The following is a 25,109-nucleotide window of genomic DNA, read 5'->3' on the forward strand; positions in this document are numbered from 1 at the left end:
CATAGCGTGACGCAAGTGCCACTCCTGTCGCCACCGGGACAACGCCGGGTGGGCCGAGGGACTTGCGCCGGGTCCGGCGCGGCCCGCATCATCGGGCATGGGAGGTCTGATGGACAAGGATGTGGCGGCACAGTCGCCCTGGGTGAACGAGCTGTCTGTGCTGGCGCACCGTGGGCGCGACCTGGCGCCGCTGTTCGCGCAGCTGCAGCCCGCGCTGCACCAGGGCACGCACGGGCTGGCGGTGGTGGTCGCGCAGGCGCGCGACCTGGTCGCGCCCGCGGGCGACACCGACGACATGCTCGACGGCGCGCTGCTGGCCGCGCAGGTGCGCGAAATTGAAGGCGACTGGCTGGGCGCCGCCGATGCGCTGGTGCAGCTGATGCCCGAGCTGCGCCAGCGCGGCCGCCCCGAGCGGCTGGCGGTGGCGCTGACGGTGCTGGGCGACGCGCAGATCCAGCTCGGCCGTTTCGTCTACGCCTCGGCCTACCTGCGCGAGGCCATGGTGCTGGCGCGCGAACACGGGCTGGACCGCGAGCGCGGCGCGGCGCTGTTCACCGCCGGCCTGCTGCATGTGCACCTGGCGCAGCTCGACACCACCCGCGCCGCCTACCAGGAGGCGCTGAGCCTGATGGGCCCCACCGTGCCCGCCGGCTGGCGCGTGCGGGTGGCCGCCAACCTGGGTTACTGCGCGCTGCTGGCGCGCCAGCCGGCGCAGGCCGAACGCGAGCTGCAACAGGGCCTGGCCGAGCCCGATGTCGAATGTTGGCCCCTGGCCCACGCAGCGCTGTGGTGCAACCTGGCCTGGGCGCGGGCCGCGCTGGGCCAGGCCAGCCCGGCCCGCCAGGCCTGGCAACGCGCGCGGGCGCTGCAGCGCCGCCACGGGCTGCGCCGGCTGCAGGCCGCGCTGGCGCTGAACCACGGCCGTGTGCTGGCGGTGGAAGGCCGGCACCGGCAGGCGATCCGGCTGGCCGAGCTGGCGCGCCGGCGCCTGGACCGCGAAGGCCGGCCGATCTACCGCGAGGAAGCGCTGGCCTTCCTGGCCGAGCAGGCCGCCGCGCTGGGCCTGTGGTCCAGCGCCGCGCGCCTGTCCAGCGAGCTGGCCGAGCGGCGGCGCGAGGCCGGTGCCCGCGTGCTGGACGACCTGGCCGAGGGCATCGACTCGGTGCTGATGCACGCGCGTGAGCACGCCGACCAGCGCGACCGCGAGAGCCGCCACGCCGCGCTGGACCGCCGCGTGGCCGAGGCCACCCGGGCGCTGGACGAATCCGAGTCGCGGGTGCGCTGGCTGGCCGAGCGCGACAGCGTGACGCTGCTGGCCAACCGGCGCGCGCTGGAGCATGCGCTGCCGCAGCGGCTGCAGACGGTGTCGCGGCTGCTGGTGTTGTCGCTGTGCCTGGCGCAGCTGCAGGAGCTGGCGGCGGTGATCGGCTCCGGCGGTGTGGACGGCGTGCTGCGCCAGGTGGGCCGCTGGCTGCTGGACCGGATGGGCGAGGGCTCGGTCTTCGTCCACCGCGACGGCCAGTTCGTGCTGTGCAGCGACGACGCCCGCGCGCTGGACGACCCCGCCGCCTGGGCCGAGGCGCTGTGCGCCGGCGTGCAGGCGCTGCCCAGCGGCACCGGCACGCCGCTGGCCGTGGCCGTCGGCTGGTCGCTGTTTCCGGCCGATGGCCTGCAGTCCGACCAGCTGCTGCAGCAGGCCGAGCTGGCCTCGGCCGGCGCGCTGCCGGCCGGCGGGCGGCGGCTGCGCGCCTACCACCCGCGGCTGCGCGAGGAACAGCTGGCGCGCACCCGCACCGAGGCCGATCTGCGCCGCGCGCTGCGCAGCGGCGAGCTGCGCGCCTGGCAGCAGCCGCAGGTGGCCCTGACGGCCGATGGGCCGCGCGTGGGCGTCGAGGCGCTGGTGCGCTGGCAGCATCCGCAGCGCGGCCTGCTGGGGCCGGCCGAGTTCATCCAGGTGGCCGAGGACAGCGGCCTGGTGATCGACATCGACCGCTGGATGCTGGCGCAGTCGCTGGCCTGGGCGGCCGAGGCACGGCGACGCGGCGCCGAGCTGCCGGTGGCGGTGAACCTGAGCGCGCGCACCTGGGGCGCGGCCGGCTTCGTGCCCACGCTGCAGCGGCTGCTGGCCGAGACCGGGGTGCCGCCGTCGCTGCTGGAGCTGGAGCTGACCGAGGCCTCGCTGCTGGAGGCGCAGGGGCCGGCGCTGGACGGCCTGCGCGCCGCACGCGCGCTGGGCGTGCGCATCGCGCTGGACGACTTCGGCACCGGCTACTCGTCGCTGGCCTACCTGCGCAGCCTGCCGGTGGACGTGCTGAAGATCGACCGCAGCTTCGTCCAGCGTCTACCGGAGGATCGGCCCAGCGAGGCCATCGTCGCGCTGCTGGTGGGGCTGGCGCAGGCGCTGTCGCTGGACCTGGTGGCCGAGGGCGTGGAGCACCCGCGCCAGGCCGCCTGCCTGGCCGGGCTGGGCGTGCCGCGCGGTCAGGGCTTTCTGTGGGGCCGGCCCGCCGCCTGGGCGGGATGAGAGACTGTGCGCATCAGCCGCAAGAAGACCTGCCCATGAGCGACGCGATCCACACCGCCGATGGCCTGAGCCTGCACACCCGCCTGTGGGACGCCGACGCCCCGCGCGGCCAGGTGCTGCTGGTGCACGGCCTGGGCGAGCACGCCGGCCGCTACGAGGAGCTGGCCCAGACCCTGTGCAGCCACGGCTGGCGCGTGGCCGCTTATGACCAGCGCGGCCATGGCCAGTCAGAAGGCCCGCGCGGCCTGATCGCCGCCGACGACAGCCTGCTGGCCGACCTGGGCCGCATGCTCAGCGTGGTGCGCGCCGCCGGCAGCGGCCCGCTGGTGCTGCTGGGCCACAGCATGGGCGGCGCGGTGGCGGCCCGCTACGTGGCCGAGGGCCTGGCCGAGCGCCCCGCCGCGTGGTGGCAGCCGGTGGAAGCGCTGGTGCTGTCGTCGCCGGCACTGGACATCGGCGCCAGTGCGCTGCAGCGCCTGCTGCTGGCGGTGGTGCCGCGGCTGCTGCCGTCGCTGTGCGTGGGCAACGGACTGGACGCCGCCTGGATCTCACGCGACCCGGCGGTGGTGGCCGGCTACCTGGCCGACCCGCTGGTGCACGACCGCATCAGCGGCCGGCTGGGTCGCTTCCTGGCCCAGGCCGGGCCGGCGGTGCAGGCGGTGGCCCCGCGCTGGTCGGTGCCCACGCTGCTGATGTGGGCCGGCGCTGACCGCTGCGTGGCCCCGGCCGGCAGCGCGCGCTTCGCGCAGCAGGCACCGTCGGCGGTGCTCAGCCACCGCGCATGGCCCGGCCTGGCGCACGAGATCTTCCACGAGCCCGAGCGGGCCGAGGTGATGGCCGCGCTGCTGGACTGGCTGGACACCCGCTACCCGGCGGGCATTTGAGGGCTGGGCCGGCCGCAGGGGCCGTCAGTGCCGGAAGCGGCCGTCGCGCGTGACCAGCGCGGTGTCGACAAAGGTCGAACCGATGTGCTCCTCGCGGGTGTAGCGCAGCTTGAAGCCGGCCACCTCGAAGCTGGCGGTTTCCAGCGTCTTCACGAAGCCCGCCCGGCTGAGGTCGCGGCCGCTGCGGCGCAGCGCCTCGGCCAGCGCGCGCACGCTGAGGTAGCCCTCCAGGCTGCCGTATGAGAACTCCGGGTCCGGAAAGGCGGCGCGGAAGTCGGTCTGGTAGTCGCGGGTGAGCGCGGTCTTGCGCTCCCACGGCGAGGGCACGACCTGGGTGAACAGCATGCCGTGCGACAGCTCGCCCAGCCGCTTGGCCAGCTGCGCCGAGCCCGAATTGACGCCATAGCAGGCGATGCCCAGGCCGGCCTGGCGCAGTGCGCGGATCAGGCGCTCATACACGCCGATCGAGCCGTGGTTGAAGATCAGTTCGCAGCGGGCCTCGCGCAGGCGCTGGACCATGGCGGTGATCTGCGCATCGCTGACCTCGCTGCCGATGGGCAGCGCCAGCGGCGGCTGCCAGCCCAGGTCGGCGCAGGCCAGCTGCACATTGGCCAGGTGCAGGCGGCCGACCTCGGTGTCGGACTGCAGGAAGGCGGCGCGGCGCATGCCCAGGCTGCCGCCGTGGGCCAGCAGCGCGCGGAACTCGTCGCGGTGTTCGGCGCGCACCGGAAACACCAGCGGCTGCAGCGGCCGGCGCAGCGTGGGCGAGCCGGCCATCGGCGCGAAGAAGGGCACGTTCTTGGCGTTGGCGGCCTTCATCACCGCGTTGCTGGGGCCGCCCTCGATCGAGCCGAACAGCAGGAACACGCCGTCGGCCACCAGCTGGTGGGCCAGGGCCTCGGCCTGGTCGGGCTTGGCGTCATCGTCGGCCACCCGGATCTGCAGTTGCCGGCCCAGGATGCCGCCCTCGGCATTGACCCGGCGCACGCCGGCTTCCACGCCCTGGCGCGTGGCCACGCCGTGGTCGTTGCGGCCGGCCTGCATCGACAGCACCTGGCCGATCAGGATGGCCTGCGGCGAGACCCCCGGCGTGGCCTGGGCGTGCACCGCCCGCGCACCGGCCAGCGCCCAGCCACCCGCCACCAGGCGGGCCAGCCAGTGACGACGGCTGCTGTGGTCAGCGCCCATGAGTCCTCCTCCCGACGCGGTCTTGTGGAGCATAGTGCCAGCGGACCGGCGCACAATCCCGTGTACGTCGATCACCCCGGTTTTCTTCGCATGAACGCTCCTGAAACCCTGCCCCCTCTTGATTCAGCCCAACTGGGCGAGTTTGTTGACGTGGCCTGGCGCGAGCGCATCGTGCCGCAGCTGGTCGACTACATCGCCGTGCCTGCCAAGAGCCCGATGTTCGACGCCGACTGGTCGGCCCACGGCCTGATCGACCGCGTGATGCGCGACGCCGCCGCGTGGGTGGAAGGCCGCAAGGTACCCGGCCTGCGGCTGGAGGTGCTGCGCCTGGAAGGCCGCACGCCGGTGATCTTCTTCGAGCTGGACGCCACCAAGGCCGGCAGCACCCAGACCGTGCTGATGTACGGCCACCTGGACAAGCAGCCCGAGTTCAGCGGCTGGCGCTCCGACCTGGGCCCGTGGACGCCCAAGATCGAGGACGGCAAGCTGTTCGGCCGCGGCGGCGCCGACGACGGCTACGCCATCTACGCCAGCATCAGCGCCATCGAGGCGCTGAAGGCGCAAGGCGTGCCGCACCCGCGCATCGTCGGCCTGATCGAGACCTGCGAGGAATCGGGCTCGTACGACCTGCCCGCCTACCTGGACGTGCTGAAGGGCCGCCTGGGCGACGTGAGCCTGGTGGTCTGCCTGGACTCGGGCGCCGGCAACTACGACCAGCTGTGGCTGACCTCCAGCCTGCGCGGCAACATCACCGGCACGCTGAAGGTGGAAATCCTCACCGAGGGCATCCACTCCGGCGACGCCAGCGGCCTGGTGCCCTCCACCTTCCGCATCATGCGCATGGTGCTGGACCGCCTGGAAGAGGCGAAGAGCGGCCAGCTGCTGCCCGGCGTCTTCCACTGCGAGATCCCCGCCGAGCGGATTGAGCAGGCCCGCGCCACCGCCGCCATCCTGGGCGACGAGGTCTGGAAGCGCTACCCCTGGGCCTGCGGCGCCGACGGCGGCTTCACGCTGCCCACCACCACCGACCCGGTCGAGGCCCTGCTCAACCGCACCTGGCGCCCCACGCTCAGCATCACCGGCGTGGACGGCATGCCCGCGCTGGCCAACGCCGGCAACGTGCTGCGCCCCTACACCGCCTTCAAGCTGAGCCTGCGCCTGCCCCCGCTGGTGCCCGGCCACGAGGCCGCGGTGGCGCTGAAAGCGCTGCTGGAGGACAACGCACCCTACAACGCCAAGGTCACCTTCGAGCCCGACGGCCGCATGGACAACTGGGGCGCCACCGGCTGGAACGCGCCCTCACTGGCGCCGTGGCTGGAGCAATCGATGGACCGCGCCTCACGCCGCCACTTCGGCGCCCCGCTGGGCTTCATCGGCCAGGGCGGCACCATCCCGCTGATGAACTTGCTGCAACAGGGCTTCCCGGCGGCGCAGATGATGGTCTGCGGCGTGCTTGGGCCCAAGAGCAATGCGCATGGGCCGAATGAGTTCCTGCACATTGGCTATGGGACAAGGTTGACGGCGGCGGTGGCGGAGGTGATTGCGGCGCATCCGTGAATGAGGCGTATAAAGCATCAGCTTACCCATAGCGTCCTCATTTCGCCATCTACACCTAAGCAGGATTTCACTGGATTGATGCAATCAAAGTCGACGCTCAGCCTAGGATGGGGCGATGTACGGTTTCCCCTTGGGTAACAGCGTGCTGCAAAGGCCTAGCATTAGCATGCAAGACGTGCCTATGCAATAACAGCGTGAAGTGGAAGGTCGACAACCATTCGAATAAGATCTCCCGTGGCTTCGCAGGTAATCGTTCCGCGGTGTGCGAGAACGACCTCCTTGGCAAGAAACAGCCCGAATCCACCGCCTTCAACGCCGCTTGCAAATCTAACTCCACGATCAAAACAGCGGTCCGGGTCAATTTTGTGGCGGCTAACGTTTTCAACAATCAACGCAGCACGCTGGCCTCGCTGGTGCACTCCAATGTAAATCTGCTCACGCTCAGTTCCATACTTGATTGCGTTCTCGAGGAGGACGGCAGGAACTAGCGGAAACGACTTCTGGCTACCTCGGATGATCGCACGAATACCTTGAACGTTTATTGTCATTGAGCGACTGGCTGCTTTCTCCTGGTACACGCGCTTCATCTTAAAAGCCAAGTCATAAACATTCACTGTGGAGTCGATCGGCAGCGTCTTCATACTTTCAATGTTCGAAAGCGCTTCGAGAAGGTCGAAGTTGTTGCGCATCAATTCTGCGGCGCCTTTGATGCTCAACAGGCTTCGACTTTCTCCCTCGTCAGAAATAAATCGTTCAGCGTGCTGAATTATTGCGCCGTTTAATTTACGAAGTTCGTGGAAGGCTTGCGGAAGTACAAGTGAGCCTTCAACGATGGCATCGGCGCGGGCCTGCTCTATCTCAGCAGCGAGCCGCGCCATGGCATCGACAGTATCTCGGCTGACTCTGCTTGAAGGAAAACGCTTAGCAAGTTCACGTTCTCTTGCGGTGTCAAATCGAGGATGCGCAACAATCCCAGATATAAACCAAGTCTTTCCTCCGTATGCAATGGCAAGCGTTGTGAAGCCAAACGGACACTGCCTGAACTCGCCCAGACGGCCGTCAGCTGATTTATAGTGTTGTGCACACTCAGCGCGGGTCGAGACCGACTCTCTGCATAGCGTCGGGCTGGGGACATCTATTCCGTCGTAGACTCTGAGCGCCTCTGGGTCGGTGAGTGGAAGAAGGGACGGTGGGCGCATTAGAAGAAAAGTTTGTTAACCACTGCCTCGACAGTCTTTTCAGCTGCGACTCCAACGGCACGGGAGACGTAGTCCTTGAATTTGGTCTTGTCCCTCTTGTCTAATGCGTTGGCCAAGGCCACGCGCATTTTCTCCCGTTCTTCCGCGCTGGCTACGGACAACTTAGTGACGATGGCCTCGAACAGATGCTCTTTCCCAAGTGACTTGCGAAGTTCGTGCTCAATCACTGCCATCGAATCACCCAAGCCCATATCTTTCGGGAGTACTACATGACTCAAGCGAAAAAATTCTGACTCAGAGGCATTCAGACTTCGGGAGGTGTAAGCGATTAAGCGCGTTCTGGGGGAGACTCGCTTGATATGTTTAAGTAAATCAAGTCCTTGTCCTGCTCCGAGATGCTGTCCTACGCCGTAGTAGTCAACGATTGCCACGTCGTATAGTTGTGCGTCGTAGTTGCGGAGATCTGAGCCATCCTTGTCGTGATCGACGGAGAACTGTGACTTCCGAATGTGATCGATTAGTAGTGGCTCTTCGTCATCAATGAAGGCAATTCTTCCTTTCTGAATCAGCTCTTCGCGAGGTAGAGCTCCGTCAAAGGAAGACAATTCTGGGGTTGCCCCCCACTTGAAGAACTTCATGCGCTTGTGCTTGTTTGGTTCTGAAGCCCGCGGTCTATTGCTGACGAGCTGGCTCAAATCCCAGTCCCCGAGCTAACTGGTCTACCGTATCGAGCCAGGGCGCGCGAGGCGTTGGCCATCTATTGTTTGCGCTGCGATTAAGTAGGAGCTTGTCAAGTAATCGCTGGGCCAAAGAACGATGTTTTCCACTTTCGTTGGTCATGCATGTTGCAAAATTGGTGCAGGAGTTCAAGTGATTCTTCTTGCATAATACCTCCGTCGAGGGCTGGAGCGAAGCGCTGATAGAAATTTGGCAGTTCAACGCTATGGCAAGCGCCGGCAAAGGAATCTTGTGCCCCATAGCAGATACGAAGGATCTTTGAGGAGCAGGCTGCCCCATAACACATTAGGCAGGGTTCCAATGTCGTGTAGAGGGTAGCTTGTCTCGGGTTCTCCCTAAGGAGTCTTGAGGCAACTTCTATGGCCTCGAGCTCAGCATGAGCAATTTTTGACGAGCTGCTCTCTCGACGATTTCTACCTTTGGCGATCACTTGCCCTCCGAGCACGATGACTGCTCCTACGGGAAGCTCATCCTGAGCAAGCGACTCTTTGGCGAGGTCGATGGCAATGCTCATGAATTTTTGGTCGCTATTTCGTGCCATAGTCGTCAATGCTTAGTTTGATGATCTCTCGAATGAGAGGGGCATACTTTTCATAATATTCGGAGAATGGGATGGATTCTCGCCAGGTCAGCGCGAATTCTTTCGTAAATGCGGAGACAAGATTTGTCGGGGTCAGCTTGGGCGGGTCGTAGACATGTAGAGCTGGGGAATCCAAACTCTGACGGGTACGCATTGGGTATGAGGCGTAGAGGCGTCGGTCGGCGATGGTAAAGAATTCGCATACCGGTGGCGCGTCACAGACTTGGACTTCCAGCCTGAATCTTGCATGTGTCTCAGGTAATGCGGCGACGGGGTTCAAAATTCTTTCGGCTGCATCAAGGTGAAATCTCAAGATCTCTATTGGATTGTGTTGGCTGAGCGTTACGGAGTCGGACTTCAAGGCGGAGTAGGCTTGCGCGCTAGTTAGTTCTAGGCCGGCGTGAGAAAATAATCTCTTTAGTTCGAGTAGCGGTGAGTAGATCGCAATTCGCAGACATACGGGTCGTTTCGCGAGTTCAGCGAGATTGTTTTCGATCGGCCTGGCATCTGTTCTCCGATTCAGCCAGCGCATGCCGCTAGACGCTGAGACACATACCATCTCATCATCCAGAAGGTACTTCTGGAACTCTTGTACGGCGGGCTTCCCAACTTCTATTGCAGAGGGGAATGCGTGTAGACCATAATCTGCTGCGATCTTTGCCGACTGCTGACTGGATGTGAATATTGATGTAAGTTTCGGTTCGAGTTGCTCAAAAACTCCAGCGAAATAGCGTTTCGAGGCGTAGTCGGTCATGACAAGGATGAGCAAAGCTCCGCCCACTCCTGCGAAGACCGCCAAAAATAAGTCTTCGTATGTGATGGCGTGCGGAGTCTTCGGGCTAAGGATAGTCGCGATAGAAGTGAATGCAAGTAGCGACAGTGACGTTATACCCATTAATACGTTGAAGACAAACTTGTGCTCCGACGCGTATTCTCTGAGAGATTCGAATAGCTTTCGAATGTCCTGCTGCTTTTCTGGCTTGTCATGTCTCTTAATGGGGAGCAGGGCTAAGAGCAGCCAACATATGAGTAGTACCAAGGTCGCAACCCACAGGGCGGGTGCAGTCAGAAGATCGAGCGCCTGCCCAAGTGTTGATGCAGGCACTGCAACACTAGACGCGATGTCGGCTGCGGCTCTTACGCTCTCGGTCACATCAGATCCTCCGGTTTGCTCATTGACGCTCAACTCTCGTCAGATATGGATTGCTTCACTACGCCGTAGCGAGGGTAGGTATGTAATGGAGAATAGCGACATCTAGCTACGGCAACTTTGCCCGGGATGAGTGCGTTTTGCAAGGTGATGTCTGCAGAGCGAGGACGAGTGGAGGCGGTCGCTCAACTCAATGGGTTGGACGGGGGCTGTGCGGGCTTCGGGAACTGAGGACACAACTCCTCTCCAGAGGATGCTCGTCGGCTGCCATCCCCGGCTGCCTAGGCCGCAGCGGCTCGAACGCGTGCGCCGCGCGCCCCCCGAGCTTTGACCGGCAGGACTATGCGCGAGGGAAAACCCCATCCTGACATCCGCCACACCGGCGTCCTACACTAATCATCAGCATACGGATGATGTGCATAGCCAGCAACCAAGGAGACCCCCATGACGCCCTCCCCTCACAACCTCCCCGTGCTGGTCTCCGGCGGCGGCATCGGCGGCCTCGCCGCCGCGCTGGCGCTGCTCAAGCGCGGCTTCAAGGTGCAGGTGTTCGAGCAGGCCGAGCAGATCGGCGAGATCGGCGCCGGCATCCAGCTGGGCCCCAACGCTTTTCACGCCTTTGATGCGCTGGGCGTGGGCGACAAGGCGCGCGGCCGGGCGGTCTACACCGACTGCATGGTGATGCACGACGCGATTGATGAGTCGCTGATCGGCCGCCTGGAAACCGGCGAGGCCTTTCGCCAGCGCTTTGGCAACCCGTATGCGGTGATCCACCGCGTGGACATCCACACCTCGCTGCTGGAAGGCGTGCAGGAGAGCCCGAACGTGGAGTTCTTCACCAGCACCCGCATCGTCAAGGTGGAGCAGGACGGTGGCGTGGTCACCGCGATCGACCAGAACGGCAAGCGCTGGGCGGGCCAGGCGCTGATTGGTGCCGACGGCGGCAAGAGCGTGGTACGCGCGCAGTACGTGAACGATCCGCCGCGCGTGACCGGCCACGTGGTCTACCGCGCGGTGATCGACAAGAAGGACTTCCCCGAGAACCTGCAGTGGAACGCCGCCAGCCTGTGGGCCGGCCCCAAGTGCCACCTGGTGCACTACCCGCTGCGCGGCGGCGAGCAGTACAACGTGGTGGTCACCTTCCACAGCCGCCAGCAGGAAGAGTGGGGCGTCACCGACGGCAGCAAGGAAGAGGTGCAGAGCTACTTCCAGGGCATTGCCGCCAAGCCGCGCCAGCTGATCGACCTGCCCAAGAGCTGGCGCCGCTGGGCCACTGCTGACCGCGAACCCATCGGCACCTGGGTGTTTGGCCGCGCCACCATCCTGGGCGACGCCGCCCACCCCACCACGCAGTACATGGCCCAGGGCGCCTGCATGGCGCTGGAAGACGCCGTCACGCTGGGCGAAGCCCTGCGCGTGCACGACAACGACTGGGACAAGGCCCTGCAGCTCTACCAGGACAGCCGCGTGGCGCGCACCGCGCGCATCGTGCTGTCGGGCCGCGAGATGGGCCGGCTGTACCACGCGGCCGGCGTCGAGCGCCTGGTGCGCAACGCGCTGTGGAAGGGCCGCTCGCAGGAGCGCTTCTACGACGCGATGGAATGGCTGTACGGCTGGAATGTCTCGAATTGCCTGGCCCGTTGAATGCAGGAGCACACCATGAGCGAACAAGGACGTTTTGACACCCTGGGCCGTCTGGAAGACCTGCCGCAGGACTACCGCGACGAACTCACCGCACAGAACCTGGTGCCGCTGTGGCCCAGCCTGCGCGCGGTGCTGCCGCCGCATGTGCCGGCCCGCAAGACCCGGCCCACGCACTGGTCCTACGCGGGCCTGCGCCCGCTGCTGCTGAAGGCCGGCGAGCTCACGCCCATCGAGAAGGCCGAGCGCCGCGTGCTGGTGCTGGCCAACCCCGGCCACGGTCTGGAGAAGATGCAGGCCAGCGCGGCGATGTACCTGGGCATGCAGCTGCTGCTGCCCGGCGAGCTGGCCCCGGCCCACCGCCACACCCCCAACGCGGTGCGCATGGTGGTGGAAGGCGAGGGCGCCTGGACGCTGGTGGGCGGCGAGAAGTGTCCGATGAGCCGCGGCGACCTGATCCTCACCCCCACCGGCCTGTGGCACGAGCATGGCCACGACGGCACGGGCCCGGTGATCTGGCTGGATGTGCTGGACCTGCCGCTGGTCTACTACATCGAGGCCTCGTACCACGAGGAAGTGCCCAGCCAGACGGTCAAGCCCGGCCAGGGCGCCAAGGCCTATGCGCGTGGTGGCGTGGCGCCCACCACCGTGTTCCAGCGCAGCGACAAGGCCTACCCGATGCTGCGCTACCCCTGGGCCGACGCCAAGGCGGCGCTGCTGTCGCTGGCCGAGGACCAGCCTGCGCTGGAATCGGTGCAGGTCACCTACATCAACCCCGAGACGGGCCGTGACGCCGAGAACATCCTGGGCTTCTACGCCCAGCTGCTGCGCCCGGGCCAGACCCTGCGCCTGCCGGCGCGCTCGCCGGCCCAGGTGCTGCACCAGATCGAGGGCTGCGTGGACGTGGCGGTGGAGTCCAGCGCCTTCACGCTGGCCGAGGCCGACACCTGCGCCATCCCCGGCTACACCGCGGCCACGCTGACCAACCGTTCGGCCACCGAACCCGCTTTCATCTTCATCGCCGACGAGAGCCCGCTGCACCGCAAGCTGGGCGTCTATGAGGTCCGTTCGTAATCCCCGACCATGACCACCTACCTGTTCCCCCCGCCGCCCGTTGCCTCGCTGCCCATCGAGGGCCGCACCGAGCGCTTCCCCGTCAACCGCCTGTTCTTCGTCGGCCGCAACTACCACGCGCATGCGGTGGAGATGGGCAAGCCGGTGGACAAGAGCGTGGAGCGGCCGTTCTACTTCACCAAGTCGCCCAGCACGCTGGTGGAATCGGGCGCGACCGTGCCTTACCCCAGCGAGACGAAGAACTTCCACCACGAGATGGAACTGGTGCTGGCGATCGGCAGCGCTGGCTTCCGGGTGCCGGCCGAGCAGGCCCACGAACTGGTCTACGGCTACGCCTGCGGCCTGGACATGACCCGGCGCGACCTGCAGCTGGTGGCGCGCGACAAGGGCCGCCCCTGGGACCTGGGCAAAGATGTGGAAGGCTCGTCGGTGTGCGCGCCGATCAAGCCGCTGCCCGGCGTGGTGCTGGAGCAGGGTGCGCTGGCGATGAGCGTGAACGGCCAGGTGCGTCAGCAGTCGAACGTGGACAAGCTGATCTGGAACATCCGCGAGATCATTGCTGACCTCTCGTTGTTCTATCACCTGCAGCCGGGTGATCTGATCTACACCGGCACGCCCGAGGGTGTGGGGCCGGTGGTGGCGGGTGATGTCATCGAAGGCTCGGTCGAGGGTGTGGGCAGCGTCAAGCTGGTGGTTGGGCCTGCTGCATGAAGCTGTACAACTTCTTCAGGAGCGGGACGTCCCATCGCCTGCGCATCGCGCTGAACCTCAAGGGCCTGGCGCCCGAGTACATCGCGGTGGACCTACGCACTGAAGCGCACCTGCAGGACGCCTTCAAGGCCGTCAACCCGCAGCAGCTGGTGCCGGCGCTGGTGCTGGACGATGGCGACGTACTGATCCAGTCGCCCGCCATCATCGAGTGGCTGGAAGAGCGCCACCCGAACCCGCCGCTGCTGCCCGCCGGCCCCGAGGCGCGGGCCAAGGTGCGTGCGCTGGCGGCCATCGTCGGCTGCGACATCCACCCGATCAACAACCGCCGCATCCTGGAAACGCTGCGCAAGCAGTTCGGCTGCGATGACGCCGCCATCAACGCCTGGTGCGGCACCTGGATCAGCGCCGGCTTCGACGCGATCGAGGCGCTGCTGGCGGCCGACACCGCACGCGGCGACTTCTGCTTCGGCGGCGCGCCGACGCTGGCCGATGTCTACCTGGTGCCGCAGGTGGAGAGCGCGCGCCGCTTCGGCGTGGACCTGTCGCGCTGGCCGCTGATCAGCGCGGTGGATGCGGCCTGCGCGGCGCTGCCCGCCTTTGCCGACGCCGCGCCCGCGCGGCAGCCTGACGCGCCGCGTTGAGCGCTATCTCATTGATAGGCCCAATCAAATACCCACTTTGATAGTAGATCTCTAAAGTGGAGACACCGGCCCCCGTGCCGTTCCACCCAGGAGATCCCTCGTGAGCCAGCCGTCCACCGCCCAGTGCCCCTTCCACGCGTCCGCCGGGGCGCGCACCACCGCCGCCACCCGCGCCAATGCCGACTGGTGGCCCCAGCAGCTGAACCTGGCGATCCTGCACCAGCACCCGCCGGTGTCCAGCCCGCTGGACGCTGACTTCGACTACGCCCACGCCTTCGGCACGCTGGACTACGCCGCGCTCAAGCGCGACCTGGCCGCGCTGATGACCGATTCGCAGCCCTGGTGGCCCGCCGACTGGGGCCACTACGGCGGCCTGTTCATCCGCCTGGCCTGGCACAGCGCCGGCACCTACCGCACGGCCGACGGCCGCGGCGGCGCCAGCGCCGGCAACCAGCGCTTCGCGCCGCTCAACAGCTGGCCCGACAACGGCAACCTGGACAAGGCGCGCCGCCTGCTGTGGCCGATCAAGCAGAAGTACGGCAACGCCATCTCCTGGGCCGACCTGATGATCCTGGCCGGCAACGTGGCGCTGGAGACCATGGGCTTCAAGACCTTCGGCTTCGCCGGTGGCCGCGAAGACCTGTGGGCGCCCGAGGAGGACATCTACTGGGGCGCCGAAAAGACCTGGCTGGCCACCAGCGACCAGCCGCACAGCCGCTACCACGGTGAGCGCCAGCTGGAGCACCCGCTGGCCGCCGTGCAGATGGGCCTGATCTACGTGAACCCCGAAGGCCCCGACGGCCGCCCTGACCCGGTGGCCAGCGGCCGCGACGTGCGCGAGACCTTCGCCCGCATGGCGATGAACGACGAGGAAACCGTGGCCCTGATCGCCGGCGGCCACACCTTCGGCAAGGCCCACGGCGCGGGCGACCCGGCGCTGGTGGGCCCCGAGCCCGAAGCCGCCCCGATGGAAGCCATGGGCCTGGGCTGGATCAACCAGCTGGGCAGCGGCCACGGCGTGCACACCACCACCAGCGGCATTGAAGGCGCCTGGAAGCCCCACCCCACGCGCTGGGACATGGGCTACTTCCAGACCCTGTTCAAGTACGAGTGGGAGCTGGTGAAGAGCCCCGCCGGCGCCCACCAGTGGCGCGCCAAGGACGTGGCGCCCGAGGACCTGATCCCCGATGCGCACGACGCGTCGGTGAAGCATGCGCCGATGATGACCACCGCCGACCTGTCACTGCGCTTCGACCCGGCGTATGAGGCGATCTCGCGCCACTTCCTGGCCCACCCGGACCAGTTCGCCGACGCCTTCGCCCGCGCCTGGTTCAAGCTGACCCACCGCGACCTGGGCCCGAAGAGCCGCTACCTGGGCCCCGAGGCGCCCACCGAGGACCTGCTGTGGCAGGACCCGCTGCCGCCGGTGGACCACCCGCTGATCGACGACGCCGATGTGGCCGTGCTGAAGCAGCGCATCGGGGCCTCGGGCCTGAGCGTGGCCGAGCTGGTGTCCACCGCCTGGGCCGCCGCCAGCACCTACCGCGGCAGCGACCGCCGCGGCGGCGCCAACGGCGCACGCATCCGGCTGGCACCGCAGAAGGACTGGGCGGTCAACCAGCCGGCCCAGCTGGCCAAGGTGCTGGGCGTGCTGGAGGCGCTCCAGCGCGACTTCAACGCCCAGGCCAGCAAGGGCCAGCGCGTGTCGCTGGCCGACCTGATCGTGCTGGCCGGCAACGCCGGCGTCGAGGCCGCCGCGCAGGCCGCGGGCCATGCGCTGCAACTGCCCTTCACCCCCGGCCGCACCGATGCCAGCGCCGAGCAGACCGATGTCGAATCCTTCGCGGTGCTGGAGCCGCAGGCCGATGGTTTCCGCAACTGGCGCGCCCAGGCCTTCAGCGTCGCGCCCGAGCAGATGCTGCTGGACCGCGCGCAGCTGCTGGGCCTGTCGGCGCCGCAGATGACCGTGCTGGTGGGCGGCCTGCGGGTGCTGGGTGCCAACCACGGCGGCGCGCCCGAGGGCGTGTTCACCCAGCGGCCGGGTCAGCTGACGAACGACTTCTTCGTCCACCTGCTGGACATGGGCACGGTGTGGCAGCCCGTGGGCGACAACGCCTACAGCGGCCGCGACCGCGCCAGCGGCGCGCCGCGCTGGAGCGCCACCCGGGTGGACCTGGTGTTCGGCTCGAATGCCCAGCTGCGCGCGATCGCCGAGGTCTATGCGCAGGACGACGGCGGCGCCCGCTTCGTGCGCGAGTTCGCCGCGGCCTGGACGCAGGTGATGGAGGCTGACCGCTTCGACCTGCACCGCTGAGCGCCGCAGGCCGGCCAGGCCGGCTTCAGCAGGTCTGGCCCTTCTTGCAGACCTTGGTCAGCATCACCTGGTCGATCCACACCGTGTCGTAGGGCAGGCCGGTGTCGACCAGGCGGCCCACGCCGTGCAGGCCCAGGTAGACGGTGTAGATGCCGTCCACCGGCGCCTTGAACTTGTAAGTGTGGGTGGCGGGCGGGGCGGTGACCCACTGGTTGGTCACCGGGTCGATCACCAGGATCGGGCCCTGCATGTCGGGCGGCGTGCGCACGTAGTAGCCGGTGCTGGGGTCCAGCACGTAGAGCGGCTCGCCGGGGTTGAGCACGCGCACATCGAAGGCATTGATCGGGCCGATCTGGCGGCCGTCGTTGTGCTGGTGCCAGCTGAGCTTGTAGGTGCCGGCGGTCAGGGTGACGGCCTGCGACAGCAGCGGCGACATCGGGAACTGCTTGCACGACGGCGGGTCGCCCGGGTCGCAACGGTCGTAGCGGGCCTGGTAGACCAGCTCGCCGTTGGCATCGACAAACAGGTTCATCAGCGGGCGGCCGTCGCTCAGCGTGGCGCCGCTCCAGCCGGTGGTGTCGGCCGAGAAGTCGCCGTTGACCAGCAGGTTGGCCTTGGCGGCCAAGGCAGTGAGCGGGGCGGCGAGGCTGGCGACCAGGGCCAGGCAGGACAGGGTGAGGCGCATCGGGGCTCCGGACACGGCCAGACGCAGCCGCACCAGCGCAGTCTGCCGGCCGAAGCTGACCGTTGTCTGAGCCGCAGGGTCAACCCGATGCCCGGCCCCTGCCCCGCAGGCCGCCCCGCGCGGCCTTCAGTGGTTGGCCAGGGCGGGCGCGTCGGGCAGCACCATCGCGTGCTGCAGCCCCCAGTGCTCGACCGCGGCCACCAGCACCGCCGACTCGGCCTCGGCGACGAACTCGTCGGACTGGGCCAGCGCCACGCACAGGCCCAGCAGGCGGCGGCGCAGCGCGGGGTCCAGGATCTCGGCCATCAGGTCGGCCAGCGTGCGCTCGTCGAAGGGGCAGATGTCGGGGTCGACCCAGTGGCCCACCTCGCGCAGCTCCTTGATGTGGGCGGCCAGCAGCGCCAGCAGCGAGGAGCGCGACAGCCCCAGCGACTGGTGGACGGCGTGGCGGTCGAGCCAGTCCAGCTCGGCGGGATCGACCAGGCCGTCGGCGGTGGCGGTCAGCGCCAGGATGCGGGCGGCGGCCTGGGGGCTGTCGGTGGGGTAGCTGCGCATGGCATGTCTCCTCGGTAAAGGGGCCGGCAATCGCCGGACGGCTGGAATGTGGTGGCACCCCGGTGGGGGAACCAGCAGGCTTTTCCGCGCAGGGGCTTCGAAAAACCGGGACGCCGGGCGCTGCGGGAAAACCGAAGCCTTGTTCAGGCCCGTCCTGGCTTGTGGCGCGCGGCGGCGCCCCCACACTGCCGGAATCCACCTCACGCACCCCGTACACACCATGGTCTACGCCCTCAGCTGGCTGCTGGTCGCCATCGTCCTCGCAGGCTGGTCCCTGCTCGTCTGGGCCGTGCACGCCCTGGCCACCTGGAGCCTGAACAGCGCCGGCACGATGGCCGGCGACACCGAGCCGGGCAGCCTGCTGTCGCTGCCCGCCTGGCTGGCCGACTGGGTGCCACTGGACCTGGTGGGCGCGCTGGGCGACCTGGTGGCTTGGCTGGGCCCGTGGGTGGATGCCACGCTGTCGGCCGCGCCAGCGCTGGCCACCGGCCTGACGGTGCTGAGCTGGGTGCTGTGGGGCCTGGTCAGTCTGTTGCTGGTGCTGCTGGGCGCCGGTCTGCACGGGCTGATCGCGCTGTGGCAGCGGCGCGCGCCAACGCTGGCGGCGGGTGGCGCCGCATGACGCCGCCGATCGCGCAGCGCCTGCGCGAGGCCGCCGACTCGGTCGGCCGAGAGCGGGTGTCGATGCAGGCGCTGGCGCAGGCCCACGGCCCCGAGGCCCAGGGCACGCTGCTGCTGCTGCTGGCCATGCCCTGCCTGCTGCCGGTGCCGGGTGTGGGCACGGTGCTGAGCCTGGGCATTGCCGCGCTGTCGGTGGCCATGTGGCGCGGCCACGGCGTGGGCCTGCCGCCGCAGGTGGCGGCGCTGGAGCTGCCCGGGCACTGGGCGCGCCGGGTACTGCACGGCCTGGCCACCGCCTATGCGCTGGCCGGCCGCCATGCGCGGCAGCGGCTGGACATGCTGACCGCCGAGCGCTGGCACCCGGCGCTGGCGGCGGTGGTGGGCCTGATGGCGCTGATCGTGCTGCTGCCCATTCCGTTCGGCAACCTGCTGCCCTCGCTGGCACTGGTGCTGATCGGCCTGGGCCTGGTGTTCCGCGACGGGCTGGCGGTGGCGCTGGGCCTGGCCGGCGCCGCGCTGGCGGTGCTGGCCACGACGGGCCTGGTGCTGTGGGCCTGGACCTGGGGCGGCGACTGGGCCGCGCGCTGGCTGGCCTGAGACCTCAGCCCGCCGCGAACACCCGGCTGGCCAGGATATCGACGTCGGCGATGGTCGACAGCTCGGTGGCGTCCAGCACCCGGTCGCGGTCGGCGTACAGGCGGCTGGCCTGGCGCAGGCGCGAGCGGTCCAGCGCATTGCGCACGCTGCGGGCGTTGGCAAAGTGCGGCTGCTGCACGCGGCGGCGCAGGTAGGCCTCGAAAGCGGCCGGTGCGCCGTCGCCGAAGCGGTAGTGCGACTGGCTGAGCATGCGGTCGGCGATCTGCAACAGCTCCTCCACCGAGTAATCCGGGAAGGCCAGGTGGTGGGCAATGCGCGAACTCATGCCCGGGTTGCTCTGGAAGAAGGTGTTCATCCGGTCCTCGTAGCCGGCCAGGATGACCACCAGGTCGTCGCGCTGGTTCTCCATCACCTGCAGCAGGATCTCGATCGCTTCCTGGCCGTAGTCGCGCTCGTTCTCGGGGCGGTAGAGGTAGTAGGCCTCGTCGATGAACAGCACGCCGCCCATCGCTTTTTTGAGCACCTCCTTGGTCTTGGGCGCGGTGTGGCCGATGTACTGGCCCACCAGGTCGTCGCGGGTGACGCTGACCACCTGCGGCCGGCGCACATAGCCCAGCCGGTGCAGGATCTCGGCCATGCGCAGCGCCACCGTGGTCTTGCCGGTGCCGGGGTTGCCGGTGAAGCACATGTGCAGCGACGGCGGCTGCGCCGCCAGCCCGTGCTGGGCGCGCAGCCGGTCGATCACCAGCAGCGCGGCGATGTCGCGGATGCGCGATTTCACCGGCACCAGGCCGACCAGGTCGTGGTCCAGCTCGTCCAGCACCGATTCGATGCCGCTGTGCGCCAGCACCTCGCCGACGGTGCGCGGGGGCGGAGCCGAGGGGTCGTCGGCCGCGCTCGCAGGCGCGAGCGTGGCCCCCGGAATGCGGTACAGCGGAGCATTCATCGCGCGAGACCTCAGCCGGTGTAGCGCTCGGCCTCGGGCCGGTCGGTGGCGTAGGAGTGAACGGTGTAGCGCATCGAGCGCCCATCGGCCTCCTGCCGCACGAGGCCGAAGCCGGGCTCGGTGCTGGGCCGGTTGACGATGAAGCTCATCGCGATCGATTCGATGCCGCGGGTGGAGTCAAAGGCCATCAGGCGGATGTAGTGCTGGGGGAAGGTCTCGCGGCAGGCCTTCAGCTCCATCATCACGCCGGCCGCATCCTCCAGGTCGAACATCGGCATGCCGAACATCTCCCAGTAGGTGTTGCGCGGGTGCGGGTCGTCGGTGTATTCCACGCTCCAGGCGTAGCCCTTGGACAGGCCGTAGGCGATCTGCTGGGTGATCTCGGCGTCGCTCAGGTCGGGCAGGAAGCTGAACTGGCCCTGGGTGACGCGGCCGGCGGGGTTGGTCATCATGGTGGGTGTCTCCTTCGTGCGGGCTCAGGCCACGGCCGGCGTGACCGCGTAGTCGCTGGTGTCGGTGGGGGAGTAGTTGAAGCTGATGTCGCCCCAGGTATCCAGGGCCTGCTTCAGCGGCGTGCAGAAGCGCGCGGCGTTGCGCAGGATCTCTGGGCCTTCATTGATGATGTCCTTGCCCTCGTTGCGGGCCTTGACCATGGCCTCCAGCGCCACGCGGTTGGCCACGCCACCCGCCTGGATGCCGGCCGGGTGGCCGATGGTGCCGCCGCCGAACTGCAGCACCACGTCGTCGCCGAACAGGTGCAGCAGCTGGTGCATCTGGCCGGCATGGATGCCGCCCGAGGCCACCGGCATCACCTTCTTCAGGTCGCACCAGTCCTGGTCGAAGTACAGGCCGCGCGGCAGGTCCTGCTTCGTGTAGGCGTCGCGGCAGACGTTGTAGTAGCCCTGCACGGTCATCGGGTCGCCCTCGAGCTTGCCCACCGCGGTGCCGGTGTGCATGTGGTCCACGCCGGCCAGGCGCAGCCACTTGGCGATCACGCGGAAGCTCACGCCGTGGCTCTTCTGGCGGGTGTAGGTGCCATGGCCGGCGCGGTGCAGGTGCAAGATCATGTCGTTGCGGCGGCACCATTCGCCCAGGCTCTGGATGCAGGGCCAGCCGACGATCAGGTCGATCATCACGATCACGCTGCCCAGGCTCTTGGCGAACTCGGCGCGCTCGTAGATGGCCTCCATCGTGCCGGCAGTGACGTTGAGGTAGCTGCCCTTGACCTCGCCGGTGGCGGCGCTGGCCTTGTTGACGCCGTCCATCACGTACAGGAAGCGGTCGCGCCAGTGCATGAAGGGCTGCGAGTTGATGTTCTCGTCGTCCTTCATGAAGTCCAGGCCGCCCTTCAGGCCCTCGTAGATGACGCGGCCGTAGTTGCGCGCCGACAGACCCAGCTTGGGCTTGGTGGTGGCGCCCAGCAGCGGGCGGCCGAACTTGTCCAGGCGCTCGCGCTCGACGATCAGGCCGGTGGGCGGGCCCTTGAAGGTCTTGACGTAGGCCACCGGGATGCGGATGTCCTCCAGCCGCGCGGCCTTCAGCGGCTTGAAGCTGAAGACGTTGCCGATCAGGCTGGCCGTCATGTTGGCGATCGAGCCCTCTTCGAAGAGGATGATGTCGTAGGCCACCCAGGCGAAGTACTCGCCCGGCCGGCCCGGCACCGGCTCGACCTTGTAGCACTTGGCGCGGTAGTTCTCGCAGGCGGTGAGGCGGTCGGTCCAGACCACGGTCCAGGTGGCGGTGCTGCTCTCGCCGGCCACCGCGGCGCCGGCTTCCACCGGGTCCACGCCGTCCTGCGGCGTGATGCGGAACAGTCAGATGGTGTCGGTGTCCTTGGGCACGTAGTCGGGCACCCAGTAGCCCATCTGGCGGTACTTCAGCACGCCCGCGCTGTAGCGCTTCTTGGCATCGACGATCTGGGTGGCCTCGGCCACCAGGCCGGCGTCCACAGGGCTGTTCATGGGTGTCTCCTTCAGGTGTTCTCAGGTGGGTGGGTGACCCCACTGTAGGAACAGGCTTGCGAAAGAAACAGTCAGAAGTTCTTGTCGATCACGTAAGGTGCGGCTGAGGTGTCGGGACGAGATTGATGAATATCACTTTCAGACAGCTGCGCGTCTTCACCGAGGTCGCGCGCCACAACAGCGTGCAGCGCGCCTCGGAGGCGCTGCACCTGACGCCGCAGGCCGTGTCGATGCAGCTGCGCGAGATCGAATCGCAGGTGGGCCTGCGCCTGTTTGACCGCCAGGGCCGCGGCCTGAGCCTGTCAATGGCCGGCGAGCAGTTCCTGATGCAGGCCCGGCGCATGCTGTCGCTGCTGAAGGAAACCCAGGACCTGATGGCGCGCTACAAGCAGGTGGAATCGGGCCGCCTGAGCATCGGCATGCTGGGCCCGGCCAAGTACTTCCTGCCCACGCTGCTGGCGCGCTTTCGGGCCGAGCACCCGGGCGTGCAGGTCACGCTGCGCCTGGGCAACCGCGCCCAGCTGGTGGCCGCGATGCAGGCGCGCGAGGTGGACATGGCCGTGATGGGCCGCGCCCCCGCCGACTGGCCCAACCGCGCCGAGCCCTTTGCGATGCACCCGCAGGTGCTGGTCACCGCGCCCGACCATCCCTTCACCGCGCTGGCCCACGTGCCGGTGGCCGCGCTGGCGCGCGAAACCCTGATCGTGCGCGAGGCCGGCTCGGGCACCCGCGCCGCGATGGAGGAGTTCCTGCGCGCCCACCACGTGCAGCCGCTGTCGCTGATGGAGATCCCCAGCGACGAAGCCATCAAGCAGGCCGTGATGGCCGGCCTGGGCGTGAGCCTGCTGTCGCGCCACACCGTGGCGCTGGAGCTGCAGCACGGCCTGATCGCCACCCCGCCGATGGAAGGCCTGCCGCTGCTGCGCCGCTGGCACCTGGTGCGCAGCAGCGGCACCGAGCTGTCACCGGCGGCCGAGGCGTTTCGCTACTTCCTGCTGGAGAGCGGGCGAGGGGTGCTGGCAGAGCTGGTGGGCGAGATCAGCGGGGGGACGGAGACGGTGGAGGAGGCGGATTGAAGGGTGGATCTCTGGCTTTGGGGCACCCTCCGCGCGCGTCCAGGATCGCAGACGGGCTCGGTCGACCGCCCGCCTCCGGTGGGCACGGAAGGATTGAAGAGAACGGAGGCAGAGATGTAGCACTCCAGTGCCACACGTGATCGATCTTCGGGAGCCGCGCATGTCCACGACCACCATCCGCATCGACGAGGAACTGAAGGCCCGTGTCGCGATGGCCGCTCAGCGAGCCGGCAAGACGGCACATGCGTTCATCGTTGAGGCCATCGCCCGAACGGTCGAGCAGGTCGAACTGGATGAGGCGTTCGAGCGGCTGGCCGACGACCGGTGGACATCGCTGATGACGAACGGACGGTTTGTCGCCTGGTCTGACACCAAGGCTTGGCTGGAAGCGCGCGCGCGGCGAGCCCTCACGTCGCCCAAGCGCACGCAAACCCAAGCGCTGAGAGCGCCGAGATGGCCAAGGTCGAATTGGCGCCCGAGGTGCTGGACGACTTCGACCGCATCCTCGACCACCTGTCGGCTTCTGATGCGGAACACATCGCGCAAGGTATCGGAGAGATCGTCGATGCCGTGCAGATCCTCGAGCACAGTCCCCTGATCGGGCGACCGGTCAAGGGGGCAAGCGGGACCTGATGATCGGAGGTGAGTCGCGTGGCCGGAACGGTCGCCGCAGTCAGGTGCCATGGGCAGCGCGCCTCCCGGCGGGCGCCTCCGTGACCTTTGACGAAGGCCTCAAGCCAGCCCGGCACTCCGCCGGGCGGGCATGCCCCGCGTCCTACGGGCCGGCAGGCCCTGTCGAGTCCGGCATGGCCGAGCCGCGGTGCACCGCCTGGTGCGAGGCCAGCCAGGCGGCGCGGCGCCGGAACAGGTCGGGCACGATGCGGTTGGCCTCGGCGATCGCCTGCTGCAGGTCGCCCGAGACCAGCCTGCCGCCGTCGACCAGGACGCGGCCGCACACCATCGTGAGGTCGACGTCACCCCCGCGCACCGCGTGCACCAGGTTGTGGTGCAGGTTGCCGGCCTGCCCGCCGATCAGCGGGGTCATGCGTGGCGTGTCGGTGCGCACGGCGATCAGGTCGGCGCTCTTGCCTGCCTCGAGCGAGCCGGTCTCGGCGTCCAGCCCCAGAGCGCGCGCGCCGAGGAGGGTGGCCATGCGGCAGATCGACCAGGCATCGAGCGCCGCGGCGTCCAGCCGGTTGAACTTGGCCAGCAGTGAGGACACCTTCATCTCCTCGAACATGTCGAGGTTGTTGTTCTCCTTCTCGCCATCGGTGCCCAGGCCGACGTTGATGCCGGCCGCCAGCAGGGCCTCGACCGGCGCGGCACCGCTGGCCAGCTTCATGTTGCTCACCGGGTTGTGGGCCACCCCGACGCCGCGCCGCGCGAGGATGACGATTTCCGCCTCTGACAGCCACACGCAGTGCGCCAGCAGGGTGCGCGGCGCGTCGAGCAGGCCGAAGGACTCCAGCGCCTCGATCGGGCGCATGCCGTGGCGCTTGTGCGTTTCCTCGACGTCGAAGCGGCTCTCGTTGCTGTGGGTGTGAAAGCCGGTGTCGTGGCGGCGGGCCAGGTCGATGGCGCGCCGCCAGGCATCCGGCGTGGCGTAGAACATGTGCTCCATGCCGACCCACACCTGGATGCGCCCGTCGGCGCCGCCATGCCATTGCTCGATCGTGGCCTCGTTGCTGTCGAGGGTCTCGAAGTAGTCGTGGTCCGGGTGCTCGGCCACGTAGGGAACCAGGACCGCGCGGATGCCGAGATCACGGGCGGCACGCGCGCTGCCATCCATGTAGCGCCACATGTCGACCACGGTGGTGGTGCCGGCCAGCAGCGACTCGGCGTAGCACAGGCGCGAGGCGATCTCGGCATCCTCGGGCGTGAGGACGCGGTGCATCGGGTCGATGTACTGCTGCAGCCAGTCCCACACCGGCAGGCCCTCGGCGGTGCCCCGCAGCACGCCCGAGTGCGAATGGGTGTTGATGAGGCCGGGCATCAGCAGCCTGTCCGTCAGGCGCCGAACCGGCACACCGGGATGTGCGGCCAGCACGTCGGCCGATGATCCCACGGCGCCGATGCGGCCGGCGGCATCCACCAGCAGCGCGGCATCGGTGATGACGGTATTGGCCGCGTCCATCGTCAGCAGATGGTCGGCGTGCAGGATCAGGGGTTCCATGATGACGACTGTGAGGCCTGGAGATACCTTGTCAAGCAGAACTCATGCCGGCCACTTGTGGTGAAGGGGCCGGTGATCCACAACATTCTGACGCGCCTGGGCCTGGATAGACACCGCTTCCGCAGTGCGCAGTGGCGCCCGCGGCCGGGCGATGCTCGCGGGCTGTCAGCGGTGTGGCGAGGGCGGGCGGGTGTCGCCGAAGCAGGGCACCCGGGGCACGATAGCAACCCACCCCGCACGCGGGCCGGGCGCGGCGCCGCACAATCCGCGCTGCCTGCACCCTGACCTGGCCCA

At 67.9% G+C, this 25,109-nt stretch carries 22 protein-coding genes and 1 pseudogene; 12 read left to right on the forward strand and 11 right to left on the reverse strand.

Features of this window, described 5'->3' with window-relative positions; all coding sequences use genetic code 11:
* The first annotated feature begins 109 nt into the window (after window positions 1-109).
* A complete protein-coding gene (locus tag KAK03_RS21890; RefSeq protein ID WP_210856800.1) occupies window positions 110-2,524 on the forward strand; it encodes a putative bifunctional diguanylate cyclase/phosphodiesterase in 2,415 nt (804 codons plus the stop codon).
* A gap of 35 nt (window positions 2,525-2,559) precedes the next feature.
* Window positions 2,560-3,408: an alpha/beta hydrolase gene (locus KAK03_RS21895; RefSeq protein WP_210856801.1), complete on the forward strand. Its 849-nt coding sequence runs from the start codon at window positions 2,560-2,562 to the stop codon at window positions 3,406-3,408.
* 24 nt (window positions 3,409-3,432) lie between these two features.
* On the opposite strand, the gene KAK03_RS21900 is transcribed toward KAK03_RS21895, so the two are convergent.
* Window positions 3,433-4,596, reverse strand: coding sequence for an ABC transporter substrate-binding protein (locus KAK03_RS21900; RefSeq protein WP_210856802.1), 1,164 nt, complete (start codon window positions 4,594-4,596; stop codon window positions 3,433-3,435).
* Window positions 4,597-4,686: 90 nt separating this feature from the next.
* Between KAK03_RS21900 and KAK03_RS21905 the strand changes: the two genes are divergently transcribed.
* Window positions 4,687-6,153, forward strand: a complete 1,467-nt coding sequence (locus KAK03_RS21905) for a M20 family metallopeptidase (protein ID WP_210856803.1) — start codon at window positions 4,687-4,689, stop codon at window positions 6,151-6,153.
* 179 nt (window positions 6,154-6,332) lie between these two features.
* On the opposite strand, the gene KAK03_RS21910 is transcribed toward KAK03_RS21905, so the two are convergent.
* From KAK03_RS21910 to KAK03_RS21925, 4 genes are all read right to left on the reverse strand, one after another.
* Window positions 6,333-7,031 carry a sensor histidine kinase gene (locus KAK03_RS21910; RefSeq protein ID WP_210856804.1) on the reverse strand — a complete coding sequence of 233 codons (699 nt, stop codon included), beginning with the start codon at window positions 7,029-7,031 and terminating at the stop codon, window positions 6,333-6,335.
* A gap of 320 nt (window positions 7,032-7,351) precedes the next feature.
* Entirely contained in the window at window positions 7,352-7,990 is a 639-nt protein-coding gene (locus KAK03_RS21915) for a hypothetical protein (protein ID WP_210856805.1), read from the reverse strand.
* 152 nt (window positions 7,991-8,142) lie between these two features.
* Window positions 8,143-8,631 carry a nucleoside deaminase gene (locus KAK03_RS21920; RefSeq protein ID WP_259375491.1) on the reverse strand — a complete coding sequence of 163 codons (489 nt, stop codon included), beginning with the start codon at window positions 8,629-8,631 and terminating at the stop codon, window positions 8,143-8,145.
* The gene (locus KAK03_RS21925; RefSeq protein WP_210856807.1) at window positions 8,618-9,823 is read right to left on the reverse strand and encodes a hypothetical protein; all 1,206 of its coding nucleotides are present in this window, start codon (window positions 9,821-9,823) and stop codon (window positions 8,618-8,620) included. Before KAK03_RS21925 ends, KAK03_RS21920 begins: the two co-directional genes overlap by 14 nt.
* Before the next feature lie 441 nt (window positions 9,824-10,264).
* Between KAK03_RS21925 and KAK03_RS21930 the strand changes: the two genes are divergently transcribed.
* The 5 genes from KAK03_RS21930 (at window position 10,265) to katG (ending at window position 16,201) form a co-directional block, all read left to right on the forward strand.
* Window positions 10,265-11,464, forward strand: coding sequence for a 3-hydroxybenzoate 6-monooxygenase (locus KAK03_RS21930; RefSeq protein WP_210856808.1), 1,200 nt, complete (start codon window positions 10,265-10,267; stop codon window positions 11,462-11,464).
* Between the two features lie 15 nt (window positions 11,465-11,479).
* Window positions 11,480-12,535, forward strand: a complete 1,056-nt coding sequence (locus tag KAK03_RS21935) for a cupin domain-containing protein (RefSeq protein WP_210856809.1) — start codon at window positions 11,480-11,482, stop codon at window positions 12,533-12,535.
* Between the two features lie 9 nt (window positions 12,536-12,544).
* The gene (locus tag KAK03_RS21940; RefSeq protein ID WP_210856810.1) at window positions 12,545-13,246 is read left to right on the forward strand and encodes a fumarylacetoacetate hydrolase family protein; all 702 of its coding nucleotides are present in this window, start codon (window positions 12,545-12,547) and stop codon (window positions 13,244-13,246) included.
* Window positions 13,243-13,887: a maleylacetoacetate isomerase gene (maiA, locus tag KAK03_RS21945; RefSeq protein ID WP_210856811.1), complete on the forward strand. Its 645-nt coding sequence runs from the start codon at window positions 13,243-13,245 to the stop codon at window positions 13,885-13,887. Before KAK03_RS21940 ends, maiA begins: the two co-directional genes overlap by 4 nt.
* A 100-nt stretch (window positions 13,888-13,987) precedes the next feature.
* Window positions 13,988-16,201 carry a catalase/peroxidase HPI gene (gene katG / locus KAK03_RS21950; protein ID WP_210856812.1) on the forward strand — a complete coding sequence of 738 codons (2,214 nt, stop codon included), beginning with the start codon at window positions 13,988-13,990 and terminating at the stop codon, window positions 16,199-16,201.
* A gap of 25 nt (window positions 16,202-16,226) precedes the next feature.
* On the opposite strand, the gene KAK03_RS21955 is transcribed toward katG, so the two are convergent.
* Entirely contained in the window at window positions 16,227-16,886 is a 660-nt protein-coding gene (locus KAK03_RS21955; RefSeq protein ID WP_210856813.1) for a hypothetical protein, read from the reverse strand.
* A gap of 126 nt (window positions 16,887-17,012) precedes the next feature.
* On the reverse strand, window positions 17,013-17,441 hold the full coding sequence (locus KAK03_RS21960) for a TerB family tellurite resistance protein (RefSeq protein WP_210856814.1): 429 nt from the start codon (window positions 17,439-17,441) through the stop codon (window positions 17,013-17,015).
* 220 nt (window positions 17,442-17,661) lie between these two features.
* Between KAK03_RS21960 and KAK03_RS21965 the strand changes: the two genes are divergently transcribed.
* Both KAK03_RS21965 and KAK03_RS21970 read left to right on the forward strand, forming a co-directional pair.
* Window positions 17,662-18,063 (forward strand): hypothetical protein, encoded by a 402-nt coding sequence (locus tag KAK03_RS21965; protein WP_210856815.1) that lies wholly within the window; start codon window positions 17,662-17,664, stop codon window positions 18,061-18,063.
* Window positions 18,060-18,659, forward strand: a complete 600-nt coding sequence (locus KAK03_RS21970) for an exopolysaccharide biosynthesis protein (RefSeq protein ID WP_210856816.1) — start codon at window positions 18,060-18,062, stop codon at window positions 18,657-18,659. Before KAK03_RS21965 ends, KAK03_RS21970 begins: the two co-directional genes overlap by 4 nt.
* Before the next feature lie 4 nt (window positions 18,660-18,663).
* Here the strand turns inward: KAK03_RS21970 and cbbX are convergent, their stop codons facing one another.
* The 3 genes and pseudogenes from cbbX to KAK03_RS21985 form a co-directional block, all read right to left on the reverse strand.
* A complete protein-coding gene (cbbX, locus tag KAK03_RS21975; protein ID WP_210856817.1) occupies window positions 18,664-19,605 on the reverse strand; it encodes a CbbX protein in 942 nt (313 codons plus the stop codon).
* A gap of 11 nt (window positions 19,606-19,616) precedes the next feature.
* On the reverse strand, window positions 19,617-20,057 hold the full coding sequence (locus KAK03_RS21980; RefSeq protein ID WP_210856818.1) for a ribulose bisphosphate carboxylase small subunit: 441 nt from the start codon (window positions 20,055-20,057) through the stop codon (window positions 19,617-19,619).
* A gap of 24 nt (window positions 20,058-20,081) precedes the next feature.
* Window positions 20,082-21,566, reverse strand: a pseudogene (locus tag KAK03_RS21985) (form I ribulose bisphosphate carboxylase large subunit).
* A 125-nt stretch (window positions 21,567-21,691) separates the two neighbouring features.
* On the opposite strand from KAK03_RS21985, the gene KAK03_RS21990 reads away from it, so the two are divergent.
* Both KAK03_RS21990 and KAK03_RS21995 read left to right on the forward strand, forming a co-directional pair.
* Window positions 21,692-22,642: a LysR substrate-binding domain-containing protein gene (locus KAK03_RS21990; protein WP_210856819.1), complete on the forward strand. Its 951-nt coding sequence runs from the start codon at window positions 21,692-21,694 to the stop codon at window positions 22,640-22,642.
* A gap of 453 nt (window positions 22,643-23,095) precedes the next feature.
* Window positions 23,096-23,275 (forward strand): type II toxin-antitoxin system RelE/ParE family toxin, encoded by a 180-nt coding sequence (locus KAK03_RS21995; RefSeq protein ID WP_210856820.1) that lies wholly within the window; start codon window positions 23,096-23,098, stop codon window positions 23,273-23,275.
* Window positions 23,276-23,417: 142 nt separating this feature from the next.
* On the opposite strand, the gene KAK03_RS22000 is transcribed toward KAK03_RS21995, so the two are convergent.
* Window positions 23,418-24,815, reverse strand: coding sequence for an amidohydrolase family protein (locus KAK03_RS22000; protein ID WP_210856821.1), 1,398 nt, complete (start codon window positions 24,813-24,815; stop codon window positions 23,418-23,420).
* Window positions 24,816-25,109: the final 294 nt, after the last annotated feature.

It is taken from the genome of Ideonella alba (assembly GCF_018069845.1).
Lineage (GTDB): Bacteria > Pseudomonadota > Gammaproteobacteria > Burkholderiales > Burkholderiaceae_C > Ideonella > Ideonella alba.

Coding starts and splice junctions, on each gene's coding strand:
- KAK03_RS21940 (WP_210856810.1), top strand. CDS start 12,545: ATGACCACCTACCTGTTCCCCCCGCCGCCCGTTGCCTCGCTGCCCATC.
- KAK03_RS21915 (WP_210856805.1), bottom strand. CDS start 7,990: ATGAAGTTCTTCAAGTGGGGGGCAACCCCAGAATTGTCTTCCTTTGAC.
- KAK03_RS21965 (WP_210856815.1), top strand. CDS start 17,662: ATGGTCTACGCCCTCAGCTGGCTGCTGGTCGCCATCGTCCTCGCAGGC.
- KAK03_RS21900 (WP_210856802.1), bottom strand. CDS start 4,596: ATGGGCGCTGACCACAGCAGCCGTCGTCACTGGCTGGCCCGCCTGGTG.
- KAK03_RS21960 (WP_210856814.1), bottom strand. CDS start 17,441: ATGCGCAGCTACCCCACCGACAGCCCCCAGGCCGCCGCCCGCATCCTG.
- cbbX (WP_210856817.1), bottom strand. CDS start 19,605: ATGAATGCTCCGCTGTACCGCATTCCGGGGGCCACGCTCGCGCCTGCG.
- KAK03_RS21910 (WP_210856804.1), bottom strand. CDS start 7,031: ATGGCGCGGCTCGCTGCTGAGATAGAGCAGGCCCGCGCCGATGCCATC.
- KAK03_RS21930 (WP_210856808.1), top strand. CDS start 10,265: ATGACGCCCTCCCCTCACAACCTCCCCGTGCTGGTCTCCGGCGGCGGC.
- maiA (WP_210856811.1), top strand. CDS start 13,243: ATGAAGCTGTACAACTTCTTCAGGAGCGGGACGTCCCATCGCCTGCGC.
- KAK03_RS22000 (WP_210856821.1), bottom strand. CDS start 24,815: ATGGAACCCCTGATCCTGCACGCCGACCATCTGCTGACGATGGACGCG.
- KAK03_RS21970 (WP_210856816.1), top strand. CDS start 18,060: ATGACGCCGCCGATCGCGCAGCGCCTGCGCGAGGCCGCCGACTCGGTC.
- KAK03_RS21920 (WP_259375491.1), bottom strand. CDS start 8,631: ATGGCACGAAATAGCGACCAAAAATTCATGAGCATTGCCATCGACCTC.
- KAK03_RS21935 (WP_210856809.1), top strand. CDS start 11,480: ATGAGCGAACAAGGACGTTTTGACACCCTGGGCCGTCTGGAAGACCTG.
- KAK03_RS21990 (WP_210856819.1), top strand. CDS start 21,692: ATGAATATCACTTTCAGACAGCTGCGCGTCTTCACCGAGGTCGCGCGC.
- KAK03_RS21995 (WP_210856820.1), top strand. CDS start 23,096: ATGGCCAAGGTCGAATTGGCGCCCGAGGTGCTGGACGACTTCGACCGC.
- KAK03_RS21895 (WP_210856801.1), top strand. CDS start 2,560: ATGAGCGACGCGATCCACACCGCCGATGGCCTGAGCCTGCACACCCGC.
- KAK03_RS21980 (WP_210856818.1), bottom strand. CDS start 20,057: ATGATGACCAACCCCGCCGGCCGCGTCACCCAGGGCCAGTTCAGCTTC.
- KAK03_RS21955 (WP_210856813.1), bottom strand. CDS start 16,886: ATGCGCCTCACCCTGTCCTGCCTGGCCCTGGTCGCCAGCCTCGCCGCC.
- KAK03_RS21890 (WP_210856800.1), top strand. CDS start 110: ATGGACAAGGATGTGGCGGCACAGTCGCCCTGGGTGAACGAGCTGTCT.
- KAK03_RS21905 (WP_210856803.1), top strand. CDS start 4,687: ATGAACGCTCCTGAAACCCTGCCCCCTCTTGATTCAGCCCAACTGGGC.